Origin of the sequence: Rhodococcus sp. BP-261 (assembly GCF_019835205.1) — a bacterium.
GTDB classification, from domain to species: domain Bacteria; phylum Actinomycetota; class Actinomycetes; order Mycobacteriales; family Mycobacteriaceae; genus Rhodococcoides; species Rhodococcoides kyotonensis_B.
Genome location: NZ_JABUCO010000024.1, coordinates 32438 through 55976, shown reverse-complemented (window position 1 = coordinate 55976; position 23539 = coordinate 32438). Strand labels below are relative to the sequence as shown.

General features: G+C 65.7%; 18 protein-coding genes. 4 read left to right on the top strand and 14 right to left on the bottom strand.

Annotated elements, in window-relative coordinates; translation table 11 throughout:
• Positions 1 to 72: 72 nt before the first annotated feature.
• The 8 genes from HQ354_RS21155 to HQ354_RS21120 all read right to left on the bottom strand — a co-directional run bounded on the left by HQ354_RS21155 (position 73) and on the right by HQ354_RS21120 (position 9030).
• A complete protein-coding gene (locus HQ354_RS21155; protein WP_167675487.1) occupies positions 73 to 1476 on the bottom strand; it encodes a dicarboxylate/amino acid:cation symporter in 1404 nt (467 codons plus the stop codon).
• 197 nt (positions 1477 to 1673) lie between these two features.
• Positions 1674 to 2366 carry a hypothetical protein gene (locus HQ354_RS21150; protein WP_167675489.1) on the bottom strand — a complete coding sequence of 231 codons (693 nt, stop codon included), beginning with the start codon at positions 2364 to 2366 and terminating at the stop codon, positions 1674 to 1676.
• 71 nt (positions 2367 to 2437) lie between these two features.
• A complete protein-coding gene (locus HQ354_RS21145; protein ID WP_167675491.1) occupies positions 2438 to 2791 on the bottom strand; it encodes a VOC family protein in 354 nt (117 codons plus the stop codon).
• A 123-nt stretch (positions 2792 to 2914) separates the two neighbouring features.
• Positions 2915 to 4498 (bottom strand): FAD-dependent monooxygenase, encoded by a 1584-nt coding sequence (locus tag HQ354_RS21140; RefSeq protein ID WP_167675532.1) that lies wholly within the window; start codon positions 4496 to 4498, stop codon positions 2915 to 2917.
• A 116-nt stretch (positions 4499 to 4614) separates the two neighbouring features.
• Positions 4615 to 5385 (bottom strand): SDR family NAD(P)-dependent oxidoreductase, encoded by a 771-nt coding sequence (locus HQ354_RS21135; RefSeq protein ID WP_167675493.1) that lies wholly within the window; start codon positions 5383 to 5385, stop codon positions 4615 to 4617.
• A gap of 4 nt (positions 5386 to 5389) precedes the next feature.
• Positions 5390 to 6724, bottom strand: coding sequence for an MFS transporter (locus HQ354_RS21130; RefSeq protein WP_240930904.1), 1335 nt, complete (start codon positions 6722 to 6724; stop codon positions 5390 to 5392).
• Between the two features lie 40 nt (positions 6725 to 6764).
• Positions 6765 to 8213, bottom strand: a complete 1449-nt coding sequence (locus HQ354_RS21125; protein ID WP_068427208.1) for an FAD-dependent oxidoreductase — start codon at positions 8211 to 8213, stop codon at positions 6765 to 6767.
• Positions 8206 to 9030 (bottom strand): SDR family NAD(P)-dependent oxidoreductase, encoded by an 825-nt coding sequence (locus HQ354_RS21120; protein WP_068427145.1) that lies wholly within the window; start codon positions 9028 to 9030, stop codon positions 8206 to 8208. Before HQ354_RS21120 ends, HQ354_RS21125 begins: the two co-directional genes overlap by 8 nt.
• Positions 9031 to 9238: 208 nt before the next feature.
• On the opposite strand from HQ354_RS21120, the gene HQ354_RS21115 reads away from it, so the two are divergent.
• Entirely contained in the window at positions 9239 to 9901 is a 663-nt protein-coding gene (locus tag HQ354_RS21115) for an IclR family transcriptional regulator (RefSeq protein ID WP_240930920.1), read from the top strand.
• On the opposite strand, the gene fahA is transcribed toward HQ354_RS21115, so the two are convergent.
• The 5 genes from fahA to HQ354_RS21090 all read right to left on the bottom strand — a co-directional run bounded on the left by fahA (position 9898) and on the right by HQ354_RS21090 (position 14164).
• Positions 9898 to 11064, bottom strand: coding sequence for a fumarylacetoacetase (gene fahA, locus HQ354_RS21110; RefSeq protein WP_068427149.1), 1167 nt, complete (start codon positions 11062 to 11064; stop codon positions 9898 to 9900). The two genes, HQ354_RS21115 and fahA, sit on opposite strands and share 4 nt — an antisense overlap.
• Positions 11065 to 11119: 55 nt before the next feature.
• Positions 11120 to 11941 (bottom strand): hypothetical protein, encoded by an 822-nt coding sequence (locus HQ354_RS21105; RefSeq protein WP_167675495.1) that lies wholly within the window; start codon positions 11939 to 11941, stop codon positions 11120 to 11122.
• Positions 11908 to 13101 carry a homogentisate 1,2-dioxygenase gene (locus HQ354_RS21100; protein ID WP_068427151.1) on the bottom strand — a complete coding sequence of 398 codons (1194 nt, stop codon included), beginning with the start codon at positions 13099 to 13101 and terminating at the stop codon, positions 11908 to 11910. Before HQ354_RS21100 ends, HQ354_RS21105 begins: the two co-directional genes overlap by 34 nt.
• 79 nt (positions 13102 to 13180) lie before the next feature.
• The gene (locus HQ354_RS21095; RefSeq protein ID WP_068427152.1) at positions 13181 to 13708 is read right to left on the bottom strand and encodes a MarR family winged helix-turn-helix transcriptional regulator; all 528 of its coding nucleotides are present in this window, start codon (positions 13706 to 13708) and stop codon (positions 13181 to 13183) included.
• A 42-nt stretch (positions 13709 to 13750) separates the two neighbouring features.
• Positions 13751 to 14164, bottom strand: coding sequence for a nuclear transport factor 2 family protein (locus tag HQ354_RS21090; protein ID WP_167675501.1), 414 nt, complete (start codon positions 14162 to 14164; stop codon positions 13751 to 13753).
• A gap of 137 nt (positions 14165 to 14301) precedes the next feature.
• On the opposite strand from HQ354_RS21090, the gene recC reads away from it, so the two are divergent.
• The 3 genes from recC to recD are packed head-to-tail and all read left to right on the top strand — an operon-like array spanning position 14302 to position 22705.
• Entirely contained in the window at positions 14302 to 17571 is a 3270-nt protein-coding gene (recC, locus tag HQ354_RS21085; RefSeq protein WP_222635498.1) for an exodeoxyribonuclease V subunit gamma, read from the top strand.
• On the top strand, positions 17520 to 20843 hold the full coding sequence (locus HQ354_RS21080; protein WP_222635499.1) for a UvrD-helicase domain-containing protein: 3324 nt from the start codon (positions 17520 to 17522) through the stop codon (positions 20841 to 20843). Before recC ends, HQ354_RS21080 begins: the two co-directional genes overlap by 52 nt.
• Positions 20840 to 22705 (top strand): exodeoxyribonuclease V subunit alpha, encoded by a 1866-nt coding sequence (recD, locus tag HQ354_RS21075; protein WP_222635500.1) that lies wholly within the window; start codon positions 20840 to 20842, stop codon positions 22703 to 22705. The genes HQ354_RS21080 and recD overlap by 4 nt, the downstream gene beginning before the upstream one ends.
• Here the strand turns inward: recD and HQ354_RS21070 are convergent.
• Entirely contained in the window at positions 22667 to 23533 is an 867-nt protein-coding gene (locus HQ354_RS21070; protein ID WP_261768980.1) for a hypothetical protein, read from the bottom strand. The two genes, recD and HQ354_RS21070, sit on opposite strands and share 39 nt — an antisense overlap.
• Between the last annotated feature and the right edge of the window lie 6 nt (positions 23534 to 23539).

Here is a 23539-nt window from a genome sequence, read left to right as displayed (position 1 = left end):
TCACACATCGATGGGCCGTGGCATCCGTCTACCGGCTGCCACGGCCCATCGATGTCCGTCGAGAGAAGTTGACTACCTTGCCAATTCGACGTCCGTCGCGGTTGCGTCGTCGTCCGCGAACGGGTCGCCGTTGCGTGGGGCGTTGTACCGATCCAGGTCGAGGATGCCCTCGCGCTTGGCGACGATGGCCGGAACGAGCGCCTGGCCGGTGACGTTGACGGCCGTGCGGCCCATGTCGACGATCGGCTCGACAGCGAGGAGCAGTCCGACACCGGCGAGCGGAAGTCCGAGCGTCGACAACGTCAGGGTCAACATGACGGTGGCGCCGGTGGTGCCTGCCGTTGCGGCGGAACCGATCACGGACACGACGATGATCAACAGGTAGTCCGTGAACGTCAGTCCGACGCCGTAGAACTGAGCGACGAAGATGGCAGCGATCGCGGGATAGATTGCGGCGCAACCATCCATCTTCGTCGTGGCTCCCAGCGGCACGGCGAACGACGCGTACTCACGGGGCACGCCCAGGTTGCGCTCGGTGACGCGTTCGGTGAGCGGCAGCGTGCCGATCGACGAGCGCGAGACGAACCCGAGCTGTGTGGCAGGCCATACGCCGGAGAAGAACTGACGAACCGAAAGGCCGTGAGCACGAACGATGATCGGGTACACGACGAAGAACACGATTGCGAGCCCGACATAGATCGACACCGTGAAGACGCCGAGCGAACCGATCGCGTCCCATCCGTAGGTTGCGACGGCGTTGGCGATCAGCGCAGCGGTGCCGATCGGTGCGAGGCGGATGATCCACCACAGAACCTTCTGCACGATCGCGAGAAGCGATGCGTTGAAGGTCAGGAACGGTTCGGCCTTCTCGCCGATCTTGAGTGCGGCAATTCCGATCGCAGCGGCGATGACGAGCAACTGAAGGATGTTGAAGCTCAGGGAAGACGTTGCGGTGCTGGCGAATCCGTCACCGGCAGCCGTGGTCGTCACGGACGTCTTCGAGCCCAGAGCGAAGAAGTTGTTCGGTACGAGCCCGGTCAGAAACGACCACCACGAGCCGACACTGCTCGGATCCTTGGCCGACGACATCTCGACGCCGGTGCGTGAACCGGGTTGCGCGACGAGGCCGATCACGATGCCGATGATCACTGCGATGAACGCGGTGATCGCGAACCACAGAAGCGTCTGCACGGCCAGCCGGGCAGCGTTGGCGACCTGACGAAGATTTGCGATGGAGCTGACGATCGCAGTGAAGACCAGAGGTACGACGGCGACCGTGAGCAGCTTCACGTAACTGGAGCCGATGGTCGCGACGGTGCCGACGAGCCAGTTCTCGTTGCCGTCGGCGGCGTCGGGCATCGACCGAGCAATGAGGCCGATGACCACACCGAGCACGAGGCCGGCGACGATCTGAGGTCCGAAGGACTTCGCCCATGCGGGCACGCGAGATGGACGGGTAGCGCTGGGCGCAGACATGAACATGCCTTTCGAGAAAGAGAAAACGAGGAAAAGTCCCCGAATCAGAGAAGAAGGTGCCGAGTCGAATCGGTCACCGACAGATAGCGCTCGCCTGCAAACGGAGGTCGACGTAGCGTCGACTGGTCAGGAGGGGCATCACTTACTGGAGGTTACCCCTAGGCCCGAACGCCGCCTCCAGCGCCCGGGCCAAGGCATCACCTACGGCGGGAGATCGCGAAGGTGTCGGCGACGGTCTGCGTGCCCCATACGAACGGCGGAGGGCCACCCGTCAGTCGGCGCGCAATCTTGCGGTTGTCGTCGAAGACCCGCTGTATCCAGAGTAGGGCCGTCGCCACTGCCACCTGCACGAGGTGCGCGACCGTCTCTGCGAAGCTCTGCAGCACTGTGTGGGGAGGCTCCACATCGTAGGACTGCGCCACCAGGCTGACGTACTCGTTCAACGTCTTCGAGCATGCGTTCAAGTGGTCGATGCAGTGGTAGGTGTTGGCATACAGAACGAATGACTTCTTGCGGACACCGTCTCTGGGAATTTTCTGCCAGTGATCGGTCGTCGGAAAATCTGGACGCGAGATCGATTCCGCCGACCACGGTTTTGGTCCGATTTCCCGGATCTCGAACATGTCGAATTCGCCGTCGGGTTTCGAATGCCACTCGTCGTGCAAGTCCGCGAAATGCACGATGATCTCGCTGACATGTGTCGTGAAATCGCGGATCAGGTTCGCGGCCGTCTCGCTCACCCGGTCGGGATCGAACCGAAACATGGCCTGACCGATGTCGCTGAATGCCTCGTCGATCGACGTGGCGGCCATCGCGATTCCAGTTGCCGCGCGCCGGACGCGGTCGTAGTGCTCGTAATCGTGCTCGTCGTAGTCCCGCTGTGTAGTCATGCGCGGGAAGGTAGCGGAAGCTACCGACAAGAAAGGTCGAATGATGTTGCGCGACAGTAAAAATCAACGATTCAATAATTTACACGGAATCCGCCGATGAGGGTGATGGCGTTGCCGTCGGGGTCCTCGATCGCCGACAGTCGCACGCCCTTGCTCGCGTCGACGATGTCTGCAGCGACGATTCCACGCGTCGCGAGTTCCTCGATGTGCTTCTCGAGATCGTCGACGGCGAAGTTCAGCATCGACGAGCCGGCACGCTCGGGATCGACGGTCACCTGCACCCAGGCGCCCTCGATGACCTGCCACTCGACGAGGGTAGGCATCGGGTTGTTGTCCGCAGGTCGAGAGAAGAACGCTTCGTAGAAAGCATTCGCCTTGTCGAGGTCCGCGACGGGCACGACTGCGAGGACGTGTGCGAGAGCCATGGCTTCTCCGATCGAAGTCGAAATACGGTCGGAGAAGTCGACCGTCGTCGACCCTGAAAGTCATCGTGCGTGCGAATGTACAGCCGGCTGTACATTCGCGCGCACGTGCGGCGCAGCCGCCCGTCAGGCGAACGTCTTCTTCAGATGCGCGACCACACCCTCGACAGTGGCAGGCGATTCACGATGGCCGAGGTAGCCGTCCGGCCGAATGACCAGGGCCGACGGGCCGTCGATGCCGTACGCCTTGGCGAATTCGCCCTCGGAGTCGACGACGACGGTCAGCACTGACTCGACCGGCCTCGACGACAGCAGATAGACGTCCACCAAGCCGTGCGCGGCGGCTGTCGCGGCGTCGGCGAGATCCTCCATCTCGTCCGGTGACCCGTCGGCATAGAGCAGCAGGGTGTGATTCACCCCGCCGAACAGTTCGAACAGCCGAACGGGATAGGCCACCATGTCGCGGGTGAGACCGCGGGCGTCGGGCGCACGCTCGCCGGGCTGCACCGTCGTCGCCGACGCGTCGGCCCCGGAGATCAGGGGGCTGTCGGCGTAGGAGATCAGCAATTGAGCCTGCCTGCGCATGGCCGTCTCGACCGACGTCTCACCGGCCCCGATTCCCTCGCGCGCGCTACGTACCGTCCGACCGACCACTTCTTCGCCGACGGGCCGGCGTTCGGCGTCGTAGGTGTCGGTCAGTCCTGGAGCCGCGACGCCGCGGACGGCCAGCGCGACCTTCCACGCGATGTTCTGGGCATCCTGGATTCCGGTGTTCATACCCTGTGCGCCGGTCGGTGGATGGATGTGTGCGGCATCCCCTGCGACGAACACTCGACCACGACCGTAGGCGTCGACGATGCGGTGGCTGATGCGGAACACCGACGACCAGCGCAGGTTCGACGCGGTGGTCGGTTCGGGGGACAGCTGGTCGAGGACGGCTTGGATGTGTCGTAGCTCGGGTGTGGCGCCGCCCGCGAAGCCGTGTGCAATGCCGTCGGCTCCCGCGTCGGGTGCCGAGAGTTCCGGAGGCACGAGCATCGACATGCGGTAGCGGCGTCGACCCGGAAGCGGAATCGCGACGAGGATGCCGTCCTGGGATCCGTCGTCGGCGGTGTGCGAGATGCGAATGCCGTAGCCGGAAGGCAACGACCAGTCCACCTCGACGTCGCCGAGCATGTAGCCCTCGGCGAATGCGTCGCCCTCGAAGGTCAGGCCGAGTTGTTTGCGCACGACACTGTGTGCGCCGTCGCCGCCGATCAGATACTGCACGCGCTGGGACGTTCCGTCGCTGAGCGTCGCGGTGACGGCATCGTCGTCCTGCGTGAAACCCGCGAGAGCAACTCCGCGTTCGACGGTCCCGCCGAGTTCGGCCAACCGTTCGCGCAGGATGCGCTCGGTCTCGTACTGAGGGAGCATCGCGAAGCCGTAGGGGACGTCCGCGGGCAACGAAAGCTCGATGCGTCCGACCTCGGAGCCGTTCTGGAACATGATCTGCCCGCGCATCATGATGGCCGCGTCGAGAACGGCGTGCAACACACCGATGTTCTCGAACACTTCGAGCGTACGAGGCTGAATGCCAACGGCTTTCGCGTACTGCGGCGGTTCCGTCAGCGGGTCGATCACACGGCACCCTATGCCCCGTCTGCGCAGCTCGATCGCGGCCGTGAGGCCGATCGGCCCGGCTCCTGCCACCAGTACCTCGACGTCCATGTCGCCACCCATCGTCTCGTGGTCCTTCTTGCCCGACATTGTCGAGCGGGGATACGGCTACGAGAGAGGTAAACGCCGGAAGTCATGCGGAACGGGTGAGGAGCCGGACCGGTGGGTCAGAGCTCGCTGGTGATGCGGTGATAGATACCGCCGGAGGTCAGGCCGCCGTCGACGACCATCTCTGTTCCGGTGATGTAGCGGGACGCGTCGGACAGTAGGAACGCAACCGACTCGGCGATTTCCGACGCGTCGGCGACGCGTCCGGCGGGCACCGACTTCAGGCTCGTGTCGACGAAATCGGACGACCCCGAATGCAGCAGGGGAGTGTCGACGAGTCCCGGGTGAATGGAATTGACGCGCACCCCGTGTTCGGCGAACTCGAGCGCGCCTACCTTGGACAGCCCGCGGACACCCCACTTGCTGGCGCCGTATCCGGCCGCGAAGTAGCCGACCATGCCCGCGATCGACGAGACGTTGACGATCGAGCCGCCGTCGCCCCTCTTCAGAAGCGGCGCACAAGCTTTCATGCCGTAGAAGACGCTGGACAGGTTGATGTCCATGACCCGTCGCCAGTCCTCGATCGTGGTGTCCTCGATCCCGAACCGGTGGCTGACGCCCGCGTTGTTGACGAGGCCGTGCAGATCGTCGTCGGCTGAGGCGATACGGGAGGCGAGTTCGGTCCACGACGCGGGTTCGGTGACGTCGAGCTGGAAGAACTCCGCCTGTCCGCCGCCCGAGACGATCTCGTCGACGACGGACAGCCCGGGTTCGACAGCGATGTCGGTGACCCACACCTTGGCGCCACGAGCGGCCAGCATCGACGATTCGACTCGTCCCATACCGCTGCCGGCACCGGTGACGACGATGGATCTGCCGTCGAAGTTCATGGCGCTATCCCGTCTTCAGCTCGGTGCCCCTGGTCTCGGTCACGAAGAAGACCGCGACGAAGGTGAGCAGCGCGCAGAAGACGAAGTAGCCGGCCGGGGCGAGGGCGTTGCCCGTCAGCGAGATCAGCCACGTCGCGATGAACGGAGCCGTACCACCGAGCAGCATGTTGGTGGTGTTGTTGCCCAGAGCGAGACCGCTGTAGCGAACCGACGTCTTCAACATCTCGACGTAGGTGACGTACGACGCGCCGTTGACCACCGAGACCGCGATGAACAACACCGACTGGCCGACGACGGCCTGCCACAGGCTTCCGCCCGCCATCATCATGAACATCGGAACGCCGAGGATGATCGACGCGAGGCTGCCGCCGAACAGCACGGGCTTGCGACCGTACCTGTCGGCCATGTACCCGGCGATGGGGAGCGTGATGACACCGAGCACCAGAGCCAGCGACGTCGACAGGAACGCTGCCTGCGCGCTCTGGCCACCCTCGGTCTTCAGATACGTGGCCGCGTAGACCGAGGCGATGTAGTAGCCGCCCGTGATGAGAGCACCGAGGAAGATGATCTTCACGACGCTTCCGCCGGACGTGCTCAGCAGCTCCGAGATGGGCAGCTTCTTCGTCTCGCCCTTGTCCTCGAGCTCCTTGAACTCCGGGGTGTCGTCGAGCCTGCTCCGAATCCAGATGCCGACGCCACCGATGACGAGACTGAGCAGGAACGGGATGCGCCACGCCCACGAGAGGACCTGCTCTTCGGTGAAGATCGTGTTCAGTCCGAGCGCGCACAGCGACGCCAGCAGCGATCCGAGGTAGGTGCCGGTATTGACCATCGACGTCTGCGTGGCACGCCAACGGGTGGGTGCGGACTCGGAGACGAACGCGTTCGCGCCGCCGAGCTCACCACCCGCCGCGAAGCCCTGCAGGCATCGGCAGAGCACGAGCACCGACGTCGCCCACACACCGAGTGTGACGTAGGTGGGAAGCAGGCCGATACCTGCGGTGGCGATGACCATCAGCAGGATCGTCCAGGACAGGGCGTTCTTGCGGCCGTACTTGTCGCCGATGTGTCCGAAGAAGATGCCGCCGGGCACGCGCAGGAAGAACGCGACGGCGAACGCCGCGAACGTACCGAGCAACGCTGCGGTCGGATCCTCGGATACGAAGAACAGTGCGGCGATCGTGGTGGCCATGTAGCCGTAGATGCCGAAGTCGTAGTACTCGACGACGGTTCCGACGACTGCTGCGCGGATCACCGTCAACGGGGATTGCTTCACCGTGGTCGGCCCATCGGCGTGGTTGCTGTGCTCGGGGTGCACGGCGCTCTCGTTCGTGGTCATGACTGCTTCCTCAAAGGGTCAAGGGTAGGGAGTGCGGGGATCAGATCGCCAGAGCAGCTGCGGTGGACTTCACGAGCGCTGCAGTGCGGCCTGCGATGCGGCCCATCGTCAGCGCGTTCGCGACGGCGTTGCCGCCACCGACGTAGCGAAGGCCGAGAACGCCTGCCCCTGCCTCACCGGCTGCGAACAGTCCGGGGATCGGAACACCGTCGGTGTCGAGAACGGCTGCGTTCCGGTCGATTTCGAGGCCGGCATGGGTGCAGACCAATTCGGCGGGAAGGATGCGTGCGGCGTAGAAGGGCCCTCGATCGATCGGGTCCGGATCCGTCGTACTGCCCTTGTTCGCCAACGTGCGATGGCGAAGGAAATCCGGGTCCTCACCGTTCGGCAAGTTCTGGTTCCACCGCGCGACCGTGGCCTTCAGGGTGTGTGCGGGTACCTGCATCGACGTGGCCAGCTCGTCGAGCGAGTCCGCGCGCAGGGTCCGTCCCGCCTCGGCTTCCTCGGCGACGCGGTCGGCGGCCCAATCGGCATATCCGACAGGCAAATTTAGGCGGGCGTTCTCGTCGAAGACAATCCACGCCGATCCACCCTGATGATCGATGATTCCCGTGGAGACCGCATACGAGGCGTCCTCGTCCATGAACCGTCGACCGGCGGCGTTGACGTAGACGCGCGACTTCGGCGGAAAGCCCGACTGCCAGTGGTGGTACCGCTGGAAGTAGACCGTCGGGAGCATGAGTCCCCAGCCGTCCCCGGTGATCGACGCGTCGACCGCGTCGGCGAACCGCAGATGGTCGCCGCGGCTGCCGTCGGCGGCGACGACGAACAACGATTCGCCCGCTTTGTTCGCAACCGGGTAGTGCTTGTCGACGAACGTCGGATCCTGCGCGAAACCTCCGGATGCGACGACCACGGCACCCGCTCGAAGTTCGACGTCGTCGGCGATCACACCGACGACGCGGCCGTTCTCGGTGAGCAAGGCCTGAACCCGGGTGTCGAGAACGACCTCGATCCCGTGCCGTCGTCGCGCGGCGTCGAGTACCTGGACGAGGCCGTATCCCTGATCCTTCGGCACGTGCCCACGCCAGACGTCCTCGACACCTGCCTGGCTGAGCCCCGGCTGGTGCGCGTTGCCGGACACCTTCGCCGGGATCTCGACACCGAGCTCGATGAGCCACTCGAGCGTCGGGCCCGCGTTCTCGCAGAACGTACGGATCAGTCCGGGAGCCAGCATCCACTGGTTCAGATCCATGTAGTGCTGGAAGAACTTCTCGGCGCTGTCCTCGATGCCGAGTTCGCGCTGGACGGACGTTCCGGCTGCGGTGAACAATCCAGCGGACAGGGCCGTCGAGCCTCCGAGCTCCTTCATCGCCTCGAACAGCAGCACGGACGCGCCGTTCTCGGCGGCGGTGACGGCCGCCGCGAGCCCCGCACCGCCACCACCGATGACGACGACGTCGTAGTCGATGTCGGTCGAATCAGACATGGCGCGATCCACCGTCGACGGCGATGCTGTGCCCGGTCACGTAGCGGGCGCTGTCCGACAGCAGGAACAGAAGCGGTCCGAAGACTTCCTCCGGGGCACCGAGGCGGTGCAGCGGAACCGCGTCGAGAGCCTTCGCGAGGGCCTCGGGATCTTCCTGGACCCACCGCGTCATCTCGGTGTCGATGTAGCCCGGCGCGATGGAGTTGACGCGGATGCCGATGTCGCCGAACTCGACGGCGAGCGACTCCGTCAGATGCGCGACGGCTGCCTTGGATGTGCAGTAGGCGCCGCGACCCTTACGGACGCGCAGAGCCGACACCGAGGACATGTTGACGATGGCGCCGCCCTCGCCCATGTGGCGGGCCGCGGCCTGGGAGCCGAACAGCACTCCTTCGACGTTGACGCTCAGCGTCGCGTTGATCTGCTCGGGCGTGATGTCGGCGGCCAGCGCGAACGGGAAGATGCCTGCATTGTTGATCCAGAAGTCGATACGACCGAACTCGGCCAGAGCCGTCTGCGCAAGAGCTTCGTGGTCCTCGGCAACGGTGACGTCGATGCGGGCGCCGACGACCTTGCCCGGCTCGGAGACGAGCGCGTCGGTGGCCAGCTCGCCGTTCAGCTGCTCCGCTGTTTCCTTCATCTGCGCGTCGTTGATGTCGGCGCCGACGACGTTCACACCGCGAGCCGCGAGGCCCTTGGCGAACACCGAGCCCATTCCGCGCGCCGCGCCGGTGACGACGGCGACCTTGCCCGCGAGTTCGGGGTAGACCGCGGTCATCGTGCGGTCGACGACGCGTCCGGGATTGGTGCCTGTCATGAATTCTCTCCTCGTGCAACAGATGTCTCGATCGGGTCGGTCGTGCGGTCCCGTCGGGGAGGGCTTGCGACGTCCCGAGATGTGTGCTATAATCGCACGCAGCGTGCGATACTATCGAACTGTAGGTGGTCCACCTCACACACGTCAATAGGGGCGACTCATGACTCACGTTCAGCCAGGTCGAGAGGCTGTTCAGCTCGACTCGGGCATGTCCAAGACGCTGCATCACGGCCTCGTCGTTCTGGAATTGCTGGCCGAGCGACCGAACGGTCTCTCGATCACGGAGATCGCCGACGGCATCGGGGTGCATCGCACGGTCGCTCATCGACTCGTGCGGACGTTGGAAGCGCACCATCTGTGTCGGCGCGACGACTTCAAGCGAATCACGTTGGGCGCCGGTCTCGTCGCGCTCGCCGAACCCGTCGAGCAGGATTTGCGGACCGTGGCGCGCCCGGTGCTCGAAGAACTCGCCGATCAGCTCGGCGCGACGGTGCACCTCGTCGTGCGCGAAAACAGTAGCGAGGTACGGGCATTGATGGTCGTCGAGCCGCGCGGAGCGAAGGTGCACGTCGCGTTCAAGGGCGGCCAGGTGGACCCGATCGACCGAGGCTCGGCAGGTTTGGCGATGTTGGCATCGTTGCCGGCCGTGGAAGGCGAGCGCGAGGAAGTGACCCGGGCCCGCGCCGTTGGCTACGCGGTCACCCAGGGTGAGGTCATTCCGTCGGTAGGTGGTGTGTCAGCGGTGATTCCGGGCCGCCGCGGGGACGCGTTGGCAAGCCTCGGCGCATCAGTCTTCGAGATCGACGACGAGAAGCGCCTCGGTGCAGCGGTCGTCGCCGCGGCGGCACAGTTGGGGCGGTTGTTGCGTTAGGCCGGAACGATACGGCCTCGGACGTCACCGAAGCCGATGCGGGGCCCGTTCGGTCCGGGTGCGCTGGCGGCGATGACGACGTCGTCGCCGTCCTCGAGGAACGTACGGGTCTCGTCGCCGAGTGAGACCGGTTCCCTTCCGCCCCAGGTCAGTTCGATGAATGCCCCGCGTTGGTGCTTCTCCGGACCGGAGATGGTGCCCGACGCGAACAGATCACCCGTGCGTGAGGTGGCGCCGTTGACGGTTTCGTGGGCGAGCATCTGGGCGGGGGACCAGTACATCTCGCGGTACGGCGGACGCGCGACGTCGTATCCGTTCCACGTGACCGTCAGATCGATATCGAGTGCCCAGGACTGTGTTTCGCGCAGATACTCGAGCGGCTCGGGATCCTGCACAGGCGTCGAGACACGAGCCGCTTCGAGCGCGAGCAACGGCACGACCCACGGCGAGATCGACGTCGCAAAGCTCTTTCCGAGGTTCGGCCCCAGCGGAACGTATTCCCACGCCTGGATGTCGCGTGCGGACCAGTCGTTGACGATCACAGCGCCGAACACATGCTCCGCGAACCGATCCGGGGTGATCGGTGCATCCGACGGGACGCCGACGACGAAGCCCATCTCGGCCTCGATGTCGAGGCGCGTGCTCGGACCGAAGGTCGGCGACGCCTCGTCGGGCGCTTTACGCTGGCCGTTCGGGCGCGTGATGTCCGTTCCGGACACGACGACGGTGCCGGAGCGGCCGTGGTAGCCGACGGGGAGGTGCTTCCAGTTGGGCATCAACGGTTCCGAATCGGGCCGGAACAGACGACCCAGGTTGCTGGCGTGGTGCTCGGACGCGTAGAAGTCGACGTAGTCGGCGACGTCGAACGGCATGTGCATCGTGACCGTGTCGATTGGATGTACCGCGTGCGCCGGAACCGAATCGCCGGTGATGGCGTCGGTGATCGCGTCGCGAACCTCGACCCATCTCGTGCGGCCCTGGGCCATGAACGAATTCAACGACGCCTCGGCGAATACGTCGTCGTCCAGCGCAACGGCGAGGTCGACGACGTTGTCGCCGTAGCGGATTCCCACTCGCCGGTCCGTTCCTGCGGTGGAGAAGACACCGTAGGGCAGATTGTCGATTCCGAACTCGGAATCAGGAGAAATGTCGATGTGTGTCATGAAGGCTCCTTCGGAGCTCGTGAGCAGAAATGTGTAGAGGGCTATACATTCGCGCTCACGTGGGGTCGATGAGTCCTAGTGCGACGAGGTCGTCGAGGGGTTCTTGGATACTGCAGGTACCGAACGACAGAAACACTCGCTCGGTGTCGATCGCAGCGACTTCCTTCGCGACGACGTCAGGATCGCGGATCGCGAGGATGCTGCTCAGTTCGTCCGTCCCGGCGCCCCCTGCCGCGGCCTGCGCTGCCAGCAGCACGTTGAGATAGCCGTGCTGTTCGAAACCGTTGTCAGAGCCGGTGTTTCGGATCGCGTGATGCAAACCTGCAGTGGCTTTGAACCGAATTCCGCGACGCGACGCCTCGGCGATTCCGGCGGCCAGTTCCGCTTCGCCCGGATACAGATCGGCCGTGATGCCTCCGGTACGGAACTTCGCGCGGTAGCCGCGGCGTTCGACCGCGTCCAGCATCTCGGGTCGACGGTCGTCGCGGGGGATCTCGACGTAGACGTCGATGTCGTCACCGACGGCGTCGAGTGCACTCAGGTCGGTGCCGTCGGGAATCGCCACCTCGACAGCGACGACGGATACGCCCGAGATCGACAGCGCCGCTTCGATTCCGGGGACAACGCTCGACGGGCCCCCGGGCGCCGTCAGCGAGACGCGCACCGGCGACGGGACCGACGTCAGTTCACGCAGCCGGGGAATCGGGAACACGAACGGTCCGACGAGATCTGCAAAGGCCGCGTCGCGGTAGCTGAGGTGCTGCGGCACCGCGGCGCCCAGAGGTGCATTGCCGGGCGGGAACAGTGCTGCGTCGTCGCACAGACCACGGAAGACAGCAGGGATCACGACGCGGGTCCCCTGCCTGCCCACGTCCATGCGTACGCGGTGTCCTCGCAGGCGAGCGCGCCTTCTCCGAGTTCGAGCGGCCGGAACGTGTCGACCATGACGGCGAGCTCGTCGAAGAACTCGACGCCGATGCTGCGTTCGTACGCACCGGGTTGCGGGCCGTGTGCATGGCCGCCGGGGTGGATCGAGATCGAGCCCTGTCCGATACCCGAACCCTTGCGGGCTTCGTAGTCACCACCGACGTAGAACATGATCTCGTCGGAATCGACGTTGGAGTGGTAGTACGGCACCGGAATCGACAACGGGTGGTAGTCGACCTTGCGCGGCACGAAGTTGCAGATGACGAAATTGTCGCCCTCGAACGCCTGATGCGCAGGCGGCGGCTGGTGCACGCGACCGGTGATCGGCTCGTAGTCGGAAATGTTGAACGTGTACGGGTACAGGCAGCCGTCCCAGCCGACGACGTCGAACGGGTGGTTCGGGTAGACGTAGCGGGTGCCGACGATGCCGGTGGAGCCGCGGTGCTTGACGAGGACCTCGACGTCGGTGTCCTCGACGAGCAGCGGTTCGCTCGGCCCGTGCAGGTCGCGTTCGCAGAACGGTGCGTTCTCGAGAAGCTGGCCGTACTTCGACAGGTAGCGCTTCGGCGGCACGATGTGGCTGTTCGCCTCCATCGCGTAGGCGCGGACCTCGCCGTCGGGAACCCAGCGGTGCGTCGTCGCGCGGGGGATGAGTACGTAGTCGCCTTGACGTGCCTGCAGTGCGCCGAAGACGGTTTCGACTGTGGCGCTGCCGGATTCGACGTACACCATCTCGTCACCGATCGAATTGCGATACAGCGGCGACGGTTTCGCTGCGACGACGTACGAGATGCGGATGTCGGCATTGCCGAGAATCAGACGACGGCCGGTTACCACATCGGTCTCCGCGACGACCTCCGGCGGGAAGAGATCGTGCAGCTTCAGGTGGCGCGGCTTGAGCGGGTGGTTCGGCGTCGTCGACTGATCGGACAACTCCCAGACCGTCGCATCGACGATCGCCGACGGGATGTGGCGGTGATAGAGCAACGACGAATCGGAGGAGAAGCCCTCCTCGCCCATCAGCTCCTCGTAGTACAAACCGCCGTCGGGAGTCCGATGCTGAGTGTGACGCTTCGGCGGTACCGATCCGAGTTGCCGGTAGTAGGCCACGGGAATCTCCTAAATGTATCCAGAGCTGATAATAAACACATTAACTAGTTGGACGTGACCCACGCAACCCCTCAGGGCGTCAGTTGCGCCCTCTGACATCGAACTGGCTGCGGTTGGTGATCAGCTTGTTCAGGAGCATCACCAGAATGCGCTGCTCGGGCTCGGTCAGCACGCTCGCCCATGCGTTCTCGCGTTCGTTCTGGTCGGCGAAGGACTCGACCATGCGGGCGTGGCCTTCCTCGGTGAGTGCGAGACGCACCGAGCGGCCGTCCGTTTCGTCCGGGGTGCGTGCGAGCAGGCCGTCGGAGATGAGGGTTTTCGACAGATTCGACACCGCGGCACGGCTCATGCCGGTCAGTTCGGCTGCGCGTTTCGGTTCGATCGGGCCGGCCAGCCACGTCACGAACAGCAGACGGAACGACGACCAGGACCAGCCGCGCGGCCGATGGATGGATGCCTCGAGGTCGTACGTGACGATGTTCGACGCGCGGTTCAGTGTCAGCAGTACCTCGGTGGCGAGCTGGTGCTCGAAACCGTATTCGGACGCGAGCTTGGTGTTGGCGGTCTCGATGAACGACCAGAAATCGGGTTCGGCGGAATCGGTCACCCGACCACTGTAGTCAGTGACGGCATTTAGTTAACAGATATATCAAGCGTCGTCGCGCGACACGGTGCGGTTCGCGATGAGCCACCGGCCGTCCCGGAGAACGACGCGATCGTGCACGGCGGTGAAGCGAACGATTCGCGTGTCACCGCCGCGGGGAGTCGCGACGATCTGCAGGTAGCAGTCGACGGTCAGTTCGTCGTCGGTCACGCGGTCGATCGCCAGGTTCGTGATGACGTGGCGACGCCTCTCCTGGGCATCCGCTGCGCTGTCGGAGAACCGTTGCGCGAATGCGGTCAGGGCTGCGGAACCGACCTCGGGTTCGGGGTAGCTGGGCGAATCGAAGACGCCGTCCCCGGTGAACGTGGCGGCCCACTCGGCCGCTCGCCCCGAATCGATCGCGTGACTCTGGCGACCGTAGAGCAGCTGGACGGCGACGGCGGTGGCGGTATCGATCATCGGTGTAGTCCTCGAATCCGACGGCGTTGGTGCGATAAACGCACGCGCAGTGCGATTGAACGCGTCGAGAGTATGTCGGTGCCTCGAGTAGGGTCAAGTAGCCGGATCGGGGAGAAGCGGGAGAGCGGGGAACGACGTTGGTACTGAAGGTTCATCGCGCGGCACGGTCCAGCGCGCTCGCCTCCGGGCTGGTCGAGGTTCTGTCCACCCCGCTCGCCGATCCCTTCGTCGCCGAGGTCGTCGCCGTGCCTGCACGTGGTGTCGAGCGGTGGTTGACGCAACGGCTGTCGATGTCGCTCGGCTCGTCCAAGGCCGACGGAATCTCCGCCAACATCCAATTTCCCTCGCCCGCAACACTTGTCGATCAGGCTCTTGCTGCGGTCGACGGACTCGACGCAGACCAGGACCCCTGGGCCAGAGGCCGGATGCTGTGGACGATTCTGCAACTCGTCGACGAGTCTCTGGGGCAGCCGTGGTGTTCGGTACTGGCTGCCCATCTCGGCCACGGTGTCGACGAGGAGCGAGCGGGACGACGTTGGTCCACCGCGGCGCACCTGGCCGATCTGTTCCGAAGCTACGCCGCCGATCGACCGTCCATGCTCGTCGACTGGGCTGCAGGCGTCGACACCGACGGGCTGCGTGCATCGCTGACGCCGGACCTTCTCTGGCAGGCGGAGTTGTGGCGGGCGGTGCGGGCACGGATCGATTCGCCGAGTCCGGCGGAACGGTTGGAGCCCAGTTGCGCTGCGCTCGTTGCCGATCCGTCGGTTCTGGACTTGCCGGAAAGAATCTCGCTCTTCGGCCCCACCCGCCTGACTACCGATCAGCTTCGGGTGATCGCCGCGATAGCGGATCGACGCGACGTCCACATGTGGATTCCGCATCCCAGCCCTGCGATGTGGGACGGTCTGACCGCGGCGCCCCGACCGCGTCGTCGGCGCGAGGACCGGTCGGCCGTCGCAGTGTCGCATCCCCTGCTGTCGAGCCTGGCACGTGATGTTCGCGAACTGCAGGGGCGACTCACGAGTCTCGACGTCGCGATCGATCATTCCGTCGTGCCGGACGACGCGACGCGTGCGACGCTGCTCGGGCGGGTGCAGTCCGACATCGCACACGACCGGACGCCGACCCGTTCCGCGGAACCGGACGGCACCATCGCGGTACACGCCTGCCACGGCGCACCGAGACAGGTGGAAGTACTTCGTGAATCCCTGCTGCGCCTGTTCGACGAGGATCCGACGTTGCAACCACGCGACGTTCTGGTGATGTGCCCCGACGTCGAGACCTATGCGCCGCTGGTGCGGGCTACGTTCGGACAGCGTGGGCTCGGACATCCGGGACACGAATTGAGGGTTCGTCTCGCCGACCGCGGTTTGCGGCAGACCAACCCGTTGCTGGCAGTCGTCGCGGCGTTGCTCGACCTTGCCGTCGACCGGGTCACGGCAAGTCAGGTGCTGGACCTCGCGGCCTTCGAGCCTGTGCGACTGAGGTTTTCGTTCACCGACGACGACCTGGAACGGCTACGTGAGTGGACGCAGGCATCCGGTGCGCGGTGGGGGATCAATTCGCGCCAACGCACGAGATACGGGCTGGGCGACTTCGGTCAGAACACCTTCAATTTCGCGATGGACCGGCTGCTGCTCGGCGTCGCCGCCGACGAGACCGCGCACGAATGGCTCGACCTTGCACTTCCGCTGGACGACGTGGACGGCAACGACATCGATCTCGCCGGAAGACTTGCGGAATTCGTCGACAGGCTCGCCGTCGTCGTGCGGGATCTGCAGGGGCCGCAGGCGACAGCGAGGTGGCGAACCGCTCTCGTGCGTGCGCTCGACCTGCTCACCGACACGACCAGTGCTCAGTCATGGCAACGGGCACAAGCGCTTCGAGAACTGCACGACGCGACCCAGCACGGTGACGAATCCGAACTCCGGCTGGCCGATGTGCGCGCGATGCTCACGCGGGCGCTGGCCGGACGACCGTCGCGTGCCAACTTCCGTACCGGAGAGCTGACCGTGTGCACGATGGTGCCGATGCGCTCGGTTCCGCACCGGGTCGTCGTGCTCCTCGGTCTCGACGACGAGGTATTTCCCCGCGCGGGTGGCGTCGACGGCGACGACATCATGGCGCGCAATCCAGCTCCCGGTGAACGCGACGTTCGCAGCGAGGACCGCCAACTGTTGCTCGACGCGGTGATGTCGGCAGGAGAGAAGTTGCTGCTGTTCTACACCGGCGCCGACCCGGTGACCGGGATGGTCAAGCCGCCCGCGATTCCGCTCAGCGAATTGCTCGACGTCGTCTCCACCACGGCCGGCGCCGACGTGGTGCGTCGGCACCCGCTGCAGCCGTTCGACGCGCGGAACTTCGACCCGCGCGCACCCCTCAGTTACGACCGTGCAGCGCTGGACGGCGCGCGTGCAGCGGAGCAGGAACCCGTACCCGCACCGGCATTCCTGGACGCTCCTCTGCCACCGAGGCAATCCGGCGACATCGATCTGAACGAACTCATCGCCTTCGTCGAGCATCCGATCGCGGCATTTCTGAAGCAGCGCATCGGAATTCGAGTGCCCGATCTCGAGGACGACGTGTCCGATTCGTTGACAGTCGCGCTGGACGGGCTGCAGAAGTGGGACATCGGCGACCGGATGTTGGCCGAGAGGTTGGCAGGAACTCGGGTCGAGGATTTCCGCGCTGCGGAATGGCGTCGGGGAACGCTGCCGCCGTTCGCACTCGGGGAGGCGCAGCTGCAGGACATCACCCGGGGTGTCGATGCGCTGGTCGAGGTCGCCGAAGACGTGCACGGCGGTGATCCGGACGTTCTCGACATCTCGATCCGTCTCGAATCGGGGCGGCGTATCACCGGTACCGTCACCGGAATTCACGGCAGCACGATTGCCAGGACGTCGTACTCGCGGCTGGCAGCGAAACATCGCATCGCCGCGTGGGTGCGGGTGCTCGCCGCCCAGGTTCAGGACGATTCACGTCGGTGGACGGCCGTCACCACGGGCCGAGGACCGGGTCGTCGTGCAGCGTGGCGGTCGACGATCGACGCGCCGATGGATTCTCTGGACCAACTCGAGCGGCTCGTTCGACTGCGCGACGCCGGACTGGCGAGCCCATTGCCGGTCGGTCCTGCGGCGTCGGCTGCGTACGCAGAAAGGCGTTGTCGCGGTGCCTCTCCCGACGAAGCGATGGACGCCGCCGAGAAGGCCTGGAACGACAAGTTCGGCGACGTCACCGACAAGAGCATCGGCTATGTGTACGCCGGCGCCCCGTTCACGGCCGTTTCCGACTCGCCGCCCCGTCCTGACCTGCCGCGATGGGGCGAGGAGACGACGGCGTTCGGAACGGTCGCATGTCAGTTGTGGAGTCCGCTTCTGGACGCCGAGACCGAGGGGCAGCCGTGAACGACTTCGATCTGCTCGCACCGTTGCCCACCGGCACGACGGTGCTCGAGGCCAGCGCGGGAACGGGCAAGACCTATGCCATCGTCGGTCTCGCGACCAGGTACGTCGCGGAGGGCGTCGCAGACATCTCGCAGTTGCTGCTCGTGACTTTCTCGCGTGCGGCGACGCAGGAACTGCGCGAGCGGACACGCAATCGCTTCGCGGAAGTGGCTGCAGCGCTGCAGGATCCGTCGGCGTCGACGCACGCGGATGCGCTCGTTCGCTTTCTGGCGGCCGCGTCGGAGCACGAGGTCTCCGTACGTAGGCTCCGGCTGCTCAGGGCGCTGTCGGACTTCGACTCGGGCACCATCGCGACGACACACAGCTTCTGTCAACGCATGCTCGACGGTCTCGGCATCGCCGGAGAGCGCGAGCCCGAGGCAACATTGGTCGAAGCCGTCGACGACATGACCGCGGAGGTGGTCGACGACATCTATCTGCGGCGGTACGCCCGGTCCGAATTCGACCCGCCGATCGGACCGGCCGACGCGCGGCAAGTGGCGCGGCAAGCAGTACGGGACAGGCAAGCTCGGCTGGTTCCCGAACCGGGCGAGGATTCCGAGGCAGGGCATCGAGTTCTGTTCGCGGAAGAGGCTCGCGCGGAGGTGCAGCGGCGCAAACGGGCTGCCGGAGTGCGCGATTTCGACGACTTGCTGGGCCTTCTCCACGGCGTACTGACGGACCCCGAACACGGCGAGTCCGCGTGTGCCCGGGTGCGGGAGCGATTCCGCGTCGTCCTCGTCGACGAATTCCAGGACACCGATCCGCTGCAGTGGGACATCTTGCGACGCGCGTTCCACGGGACGTCGACGCTTCTTCTGGTCGGTGACCCCAAGCAGGCAATCTATGCCTTCCGCGGGGCCGAGGTGCTCAGCTACCTCGACGCCGTTGCCGTCGCGGATCGGCACCTCGAATTGAAAACCAACTGGCGCAGCGACTCCGGATTGTTGCAGGCGCTCGAGACCGTGTACGCGGGTGCCGCGCTCGGCCACGACGACATCGTCGTCCACCCCGTCGGATCGAGCAACGACGTGTCACGAATGGCGGACGCCCCGCCGCTGAGGGTGCGCTACTTGCCCAGAACGGGGGCCGGTCCGCTGGGCCGAGCGGGCTTTCCCGTCGTGGGTGTGCTGCGGGATCGCGTCGCCGACGACGTCGCCGCCGATATCGTCGACCTGCTCGAATCCGGGACGCAACTGACGCTGAATGGGTCGGGACGCGCCGTCGAACCCGGTGACATCGCCGTACTCACACGAAACCGCGGGCAGATCGCGATGGTGCGTGACGCGTTGGATCGGGCGGGAGTGCCGTCCGTTCTCGCCGGTGGCTCCAGCATCTTCGAGACCCCGAGTGCGACGCAGTGGCTGTGGTTCCTGCAAGCGTTGGAGCAGCCGCATCGATCCGATCGGGTGCGTCTCGCCGCGCTGACCCCGCTCCTGGGTTGGACCGCGAAGACTCTCGACGAGGGCGGCGACGATGCGGTGGCCGACGTCAGCACCAGCCTGCGTGAATACGGAATGCTGTTCGCGCAGGCCGGGTTCGCTGCCGTGTTCGAGAAACTGTCGTCCGAGACGCGTCTCGAGGCGCGCCTGCTCGGCTTACGTTCCGGGGAGCGCCATCTCACCGATCTCCGACACGTCGCGCAACTGCTCAATCGTGCGGCGGTGGAAGAATCGTTCGGTCCGAGCGCGCTGACGCGATGGCTCACCGACCGCATCGAGGATCCTGCGTCGGGCAGCGTCACCGATCGCAGTCGGCGGCTCGACAGCGACGCGGCCGCCGTCCAACTGGCGACGGTACACGCCAGCAAGGGGTTGGAATTCCCGATCGACTACATCCCGTACGCCTGGGACGCGGCGAAGAATCCTTACCCGAGCACCCTGCTGCTGCACGATGACGACGGTCGCCGCGTTCTGGACGTCGGTGGACGCACCGGACACGGCTATGCTGCGCGAAAACTCCTCTCGGACAAAGAGGAAGCCGGGGAAGAGCTCCGCTTGCTCTACGTCGCGTTGACGCGGGCACAGTGTCAGGTCGTGCTGTGGTGGGCGCCCTCGTTTTCGACATCGGCATCCCCGCTTCATCGGCTGCTCTTCGCGCGCGTTCCCGGCATCGCTCAACCGGACGAGAAGTCGAAGGTGCCCGACGACGCCGCCGTCGGACACCTCTTCGAATCCTTGGCCGGATCGGCAGGGGGACTGATCTCGGTCGAAGCCACGCGGGGAGCGTCGCCGCGACCGATTCGGGCAACATCGGCAGGTGCCGGGATCGAACTCGATGCTGCGACATTCCGACGCACCCTCGACATGCAGTGGCGTCGGACGTCGTATTCGGCGTTGACGGCGTCGGCGCACGACGCGCCGGGTGTCTCCAGCGAACCGGAATCGCCCGTCAAGGACGACGAACCCGAGGAAGCGCCGCCGATCGACGACGCACTGGACGGAATACCGTCGCCGATGAACGGACTACCTGCAGGTGCGGCGTTCGGCACGTTGGTGCACGAGATCCTCGAGCATCTCGACACGTCGGCCGTCGATCTGGACGCCGAGGTGCTGGCGAGATGCACCGAGGCCGTCGACGAGCGTCTCGCAGACATCGACCCGCGCGCGCTCGCCGACGCGCTCCTGCCGGTGCTGCGTACACCGCTCGGCTTCGGCACACTCGCCGACATCGCGCCGACGGACCACTTGGCGGAGTTGGACTTCGAACTTCCACTGGCAGGTGGCGACGACCCCGTCACGAGGATCGTCACCCTTCGCGGCATAGCTGCGCTGATGCGCGAACACCTGCCGTCCGACGATGCGCTCTCGTCGTACGCCGATCAACTCGAGCACCTCGAATCCTCGCCGCTGCGTGGATATCTCACCGGGAGCATCGACTCGGTGTTGCGCATCGCCGGTCCGAGGTACGTCGTCGTCGACTACAAGACGAACAGACTGTCGCGGGGTGATCTGACGGTCATGCATTTCACCCGCGAACGCATGGCGCAGGAAATGCTGAGGTCGCACTACCCGCTGCAGGCGTTGTTGTATTCCGTTGCGCTGCATCGGTACCTGCGATGGCGCCAACCCGGATACGATCCCACACGGCATCTCGGCGGTGTTCAGTACCACTTCGTCCGGGGCATGGTCGGTCCCGAGACCCCGGCGGGTTGCGGTGTGTTCGACTGGAACCCACCCGTCGAACTCGTGACATCGGTATCGGATCTATTGGCGGGAATCGAACCATCATGATCGACGCGCAACTCGTGCAGCGCGCCAAGGGCCGGCTGCGTGTGTTCAACGAAGCGGGCGTGCTCGCGGCCGCGGATGTCCATGTCGCACTGCGGCTCGGCGCACTCGGGGGAGAATCGTCCGACGACGTCATGTTCGCGACGGCGCTCGCGGTCCGCGCCGTACGATCCGGCTCGGTCTGCCTCGACCTGCACCGGCTACGCGACATCCCGGTCGACGAGGATTCCGACATCGATGTCGACGCCCTGCCGTGGCCCGAGTTGGCCGACGTGCTGGCCGCGCTGCGCGCGAGTCCACTCGTCGTCGGCGGACAACGGGGTCCGCTGCGGCCACTCCGGTTGGTCGACACGGACGAAGGTGAGCTGCTCTACCTCGATCGGTACTTCCTGCAGGAGCGCACCATCCGGCACGTGCTCGACAGCAGGGGACTCACCCGGCCGAGCGTGGACGCCGAAGTGGTTCGCGCGCAACTGGATTCGCTGTTCGTCGACGCCACAGGTGCACCGACTCCAGCGCCGGATCGCCAGCGGATCGCCGCAGCGCTCGCGGCGACACAGTGGACTGCCGTCATCGCGGGTGGTCCGGGAACGGGCAAGACACACACCGTCGCGCGAATCCTCGCGATGTTCGTGCGCCAGCTCGGCCCGTCGATCCGTATCGGTCTCGCAGCGCCGACCGGCAAGGCCGCGGCTCGTCTGCAGGAATCGGTGACCGAGCAGTCGGCGGAGCTCGGGCTCCCCGACGGTCTGACCGCGATGACCCTGCACCGGTTGCTCGGATGGCAACGAGGAAGCAAGAGCCGATTTCGGCACAACGCGTCGAACCGGTTGCCGTACGACGTCATCGTCGTCGACGAGACGTCGATGGTGTCGCTGACGATGATGTCTCGACTGCTCGAGGCCGTCCGAGCCGATACCCGGTTGATCCTCGTCGGCGACCCCGATCAGCTGACGTCGGTCGATGCAGGCGCTGTGCTGGCCGATCTCGTGGCGCGACCCGTGCGCGCAACCACGAATCCGGCGCTCGCCGACGTCATCGCCGAAGACCTCGACGCGCAGGACGACCCGAACGAGGCAGCGCTGGCGCCGGTCGAGCGACACCGTCTGAGCAGCGGCGTGGTCCGGCTGAGCCGTGGGCGACGGTTCGGCGGTGCCATTGCCGAGCTCGCCGTCGCCGTGCGCGACGGTCGGCCGGACGACGTGATGACGTTGCTCGACAGCGGCCACGAGCAGTTGTCGTTCCACGCCCCGACGGACTTGGACGCCCTGCACGCCGACATCCTGAGCACCGCAGCCGCGGTCACCGACGCTGCGCGCGCAGGTGCCGCGTCGGATGCGCTGACGAGACTGGAGTCGCATCGATTGCTGTGTGCGCATCGGCAGGGCCCGTTCGGCGTGCAGGACTGGGCACGCCGGGCGATGGAATGGGTGGGGGAGGCGTCGGGCGCTTTTCTCGATCCCGCCCGCTGGTACGCAGGTCAGCCCTTGCTGGTCACGGCCAACGATCACGAGGCGCGGATCTACAACGGTGATACCGGAGTGGTGGTCGACGTCGGCGACGGTTCCCTGATGGCAGCTTTCCAGCGGGGTTCGCAGCCCCAACTGGTGCATCCGAACGTGTTGTCGTCGGTGCAGACGGTGTACGCGATGACGATTCACCGCAGCCAGGGAAGCCAGTACGACACCGTGTCGGTGATGCTCCCGGCTCAGGCGTCGTCGCTGCTGACGCGAGAGCTGCTGTACACCGCGATCACCCGCGCCCGACGACACGTGCGGATCATCGGTACGGAAGCCGCGGTGCGCGCGGGCGTCGAACGCCAGGTGCTACGAGCCAGCGGACTTCGCCGCACTGTCCGGCCCTGACGAGGTGGCGCTGCCGCCGACGCGCAGGCTGTCCGCAGTGTGCGACCACGAGCGGGCCTGACGCCGCCACACCCGCGACGACATCTCGGATCCGTCGGTGCGGCAACGGTCGGCGTGCTCTGCGCATGCGCGGGCATGAGCGCGGGCGAGAATGCGGAGTTCGCGCAGATCGGCGGTGCCGCAGACCGATCTGACGGTCGCCGAGTCCACGATCGATCCGACGAGCTCGCAGAAGGTGTGCAGCGACCGAAGCGGCGTCGGTAGCGAGTCGACCGACGGTGTGACCGATCGCGTGGTGGATGCACGAGGACGGGCGACGTCGGTGACGTGTGTCAGCGCAACCGGGCCGCTGCCTTCTTCGCCGGGGCCGACCGTCCACGCGCTGAGAAACGACGGATGCGGGACGTTCCAGACTTCACGGAACGTGGCAACTGCGACGGTTGCGAGCAGGTCGGCCTCGTCGCGTGGGCCGTCCAGCGTGTAGTCCATGATCGTTCCGTCGACCGTCGGCCGGCCGGGTTCGGACCATCCGAGGCCGTGCAGCCTGCGATCGCTCGCGTCGCGGTCCGGGTCTTCCGGATACAGGTAGGACGGGAGAGCCGCGACGCACACCATGCGCTCGGCGTCGACCGCCACTACGTCGACGTACGGGCGCTGACCACGTTGGCCATGTGATGCCTGGGCCGATGTGATGGTGATGTAGGTGCCCTCCGGCATGGTCGCGACATGCACCGCGAGATTGCTCTCGAATCGATGCCATGCGTCCGCCACGACCGCGTCGAACCCCGCGTCGAACCCGCCGACGCGGCCTTCACGTCCAGCACCCACATGCGC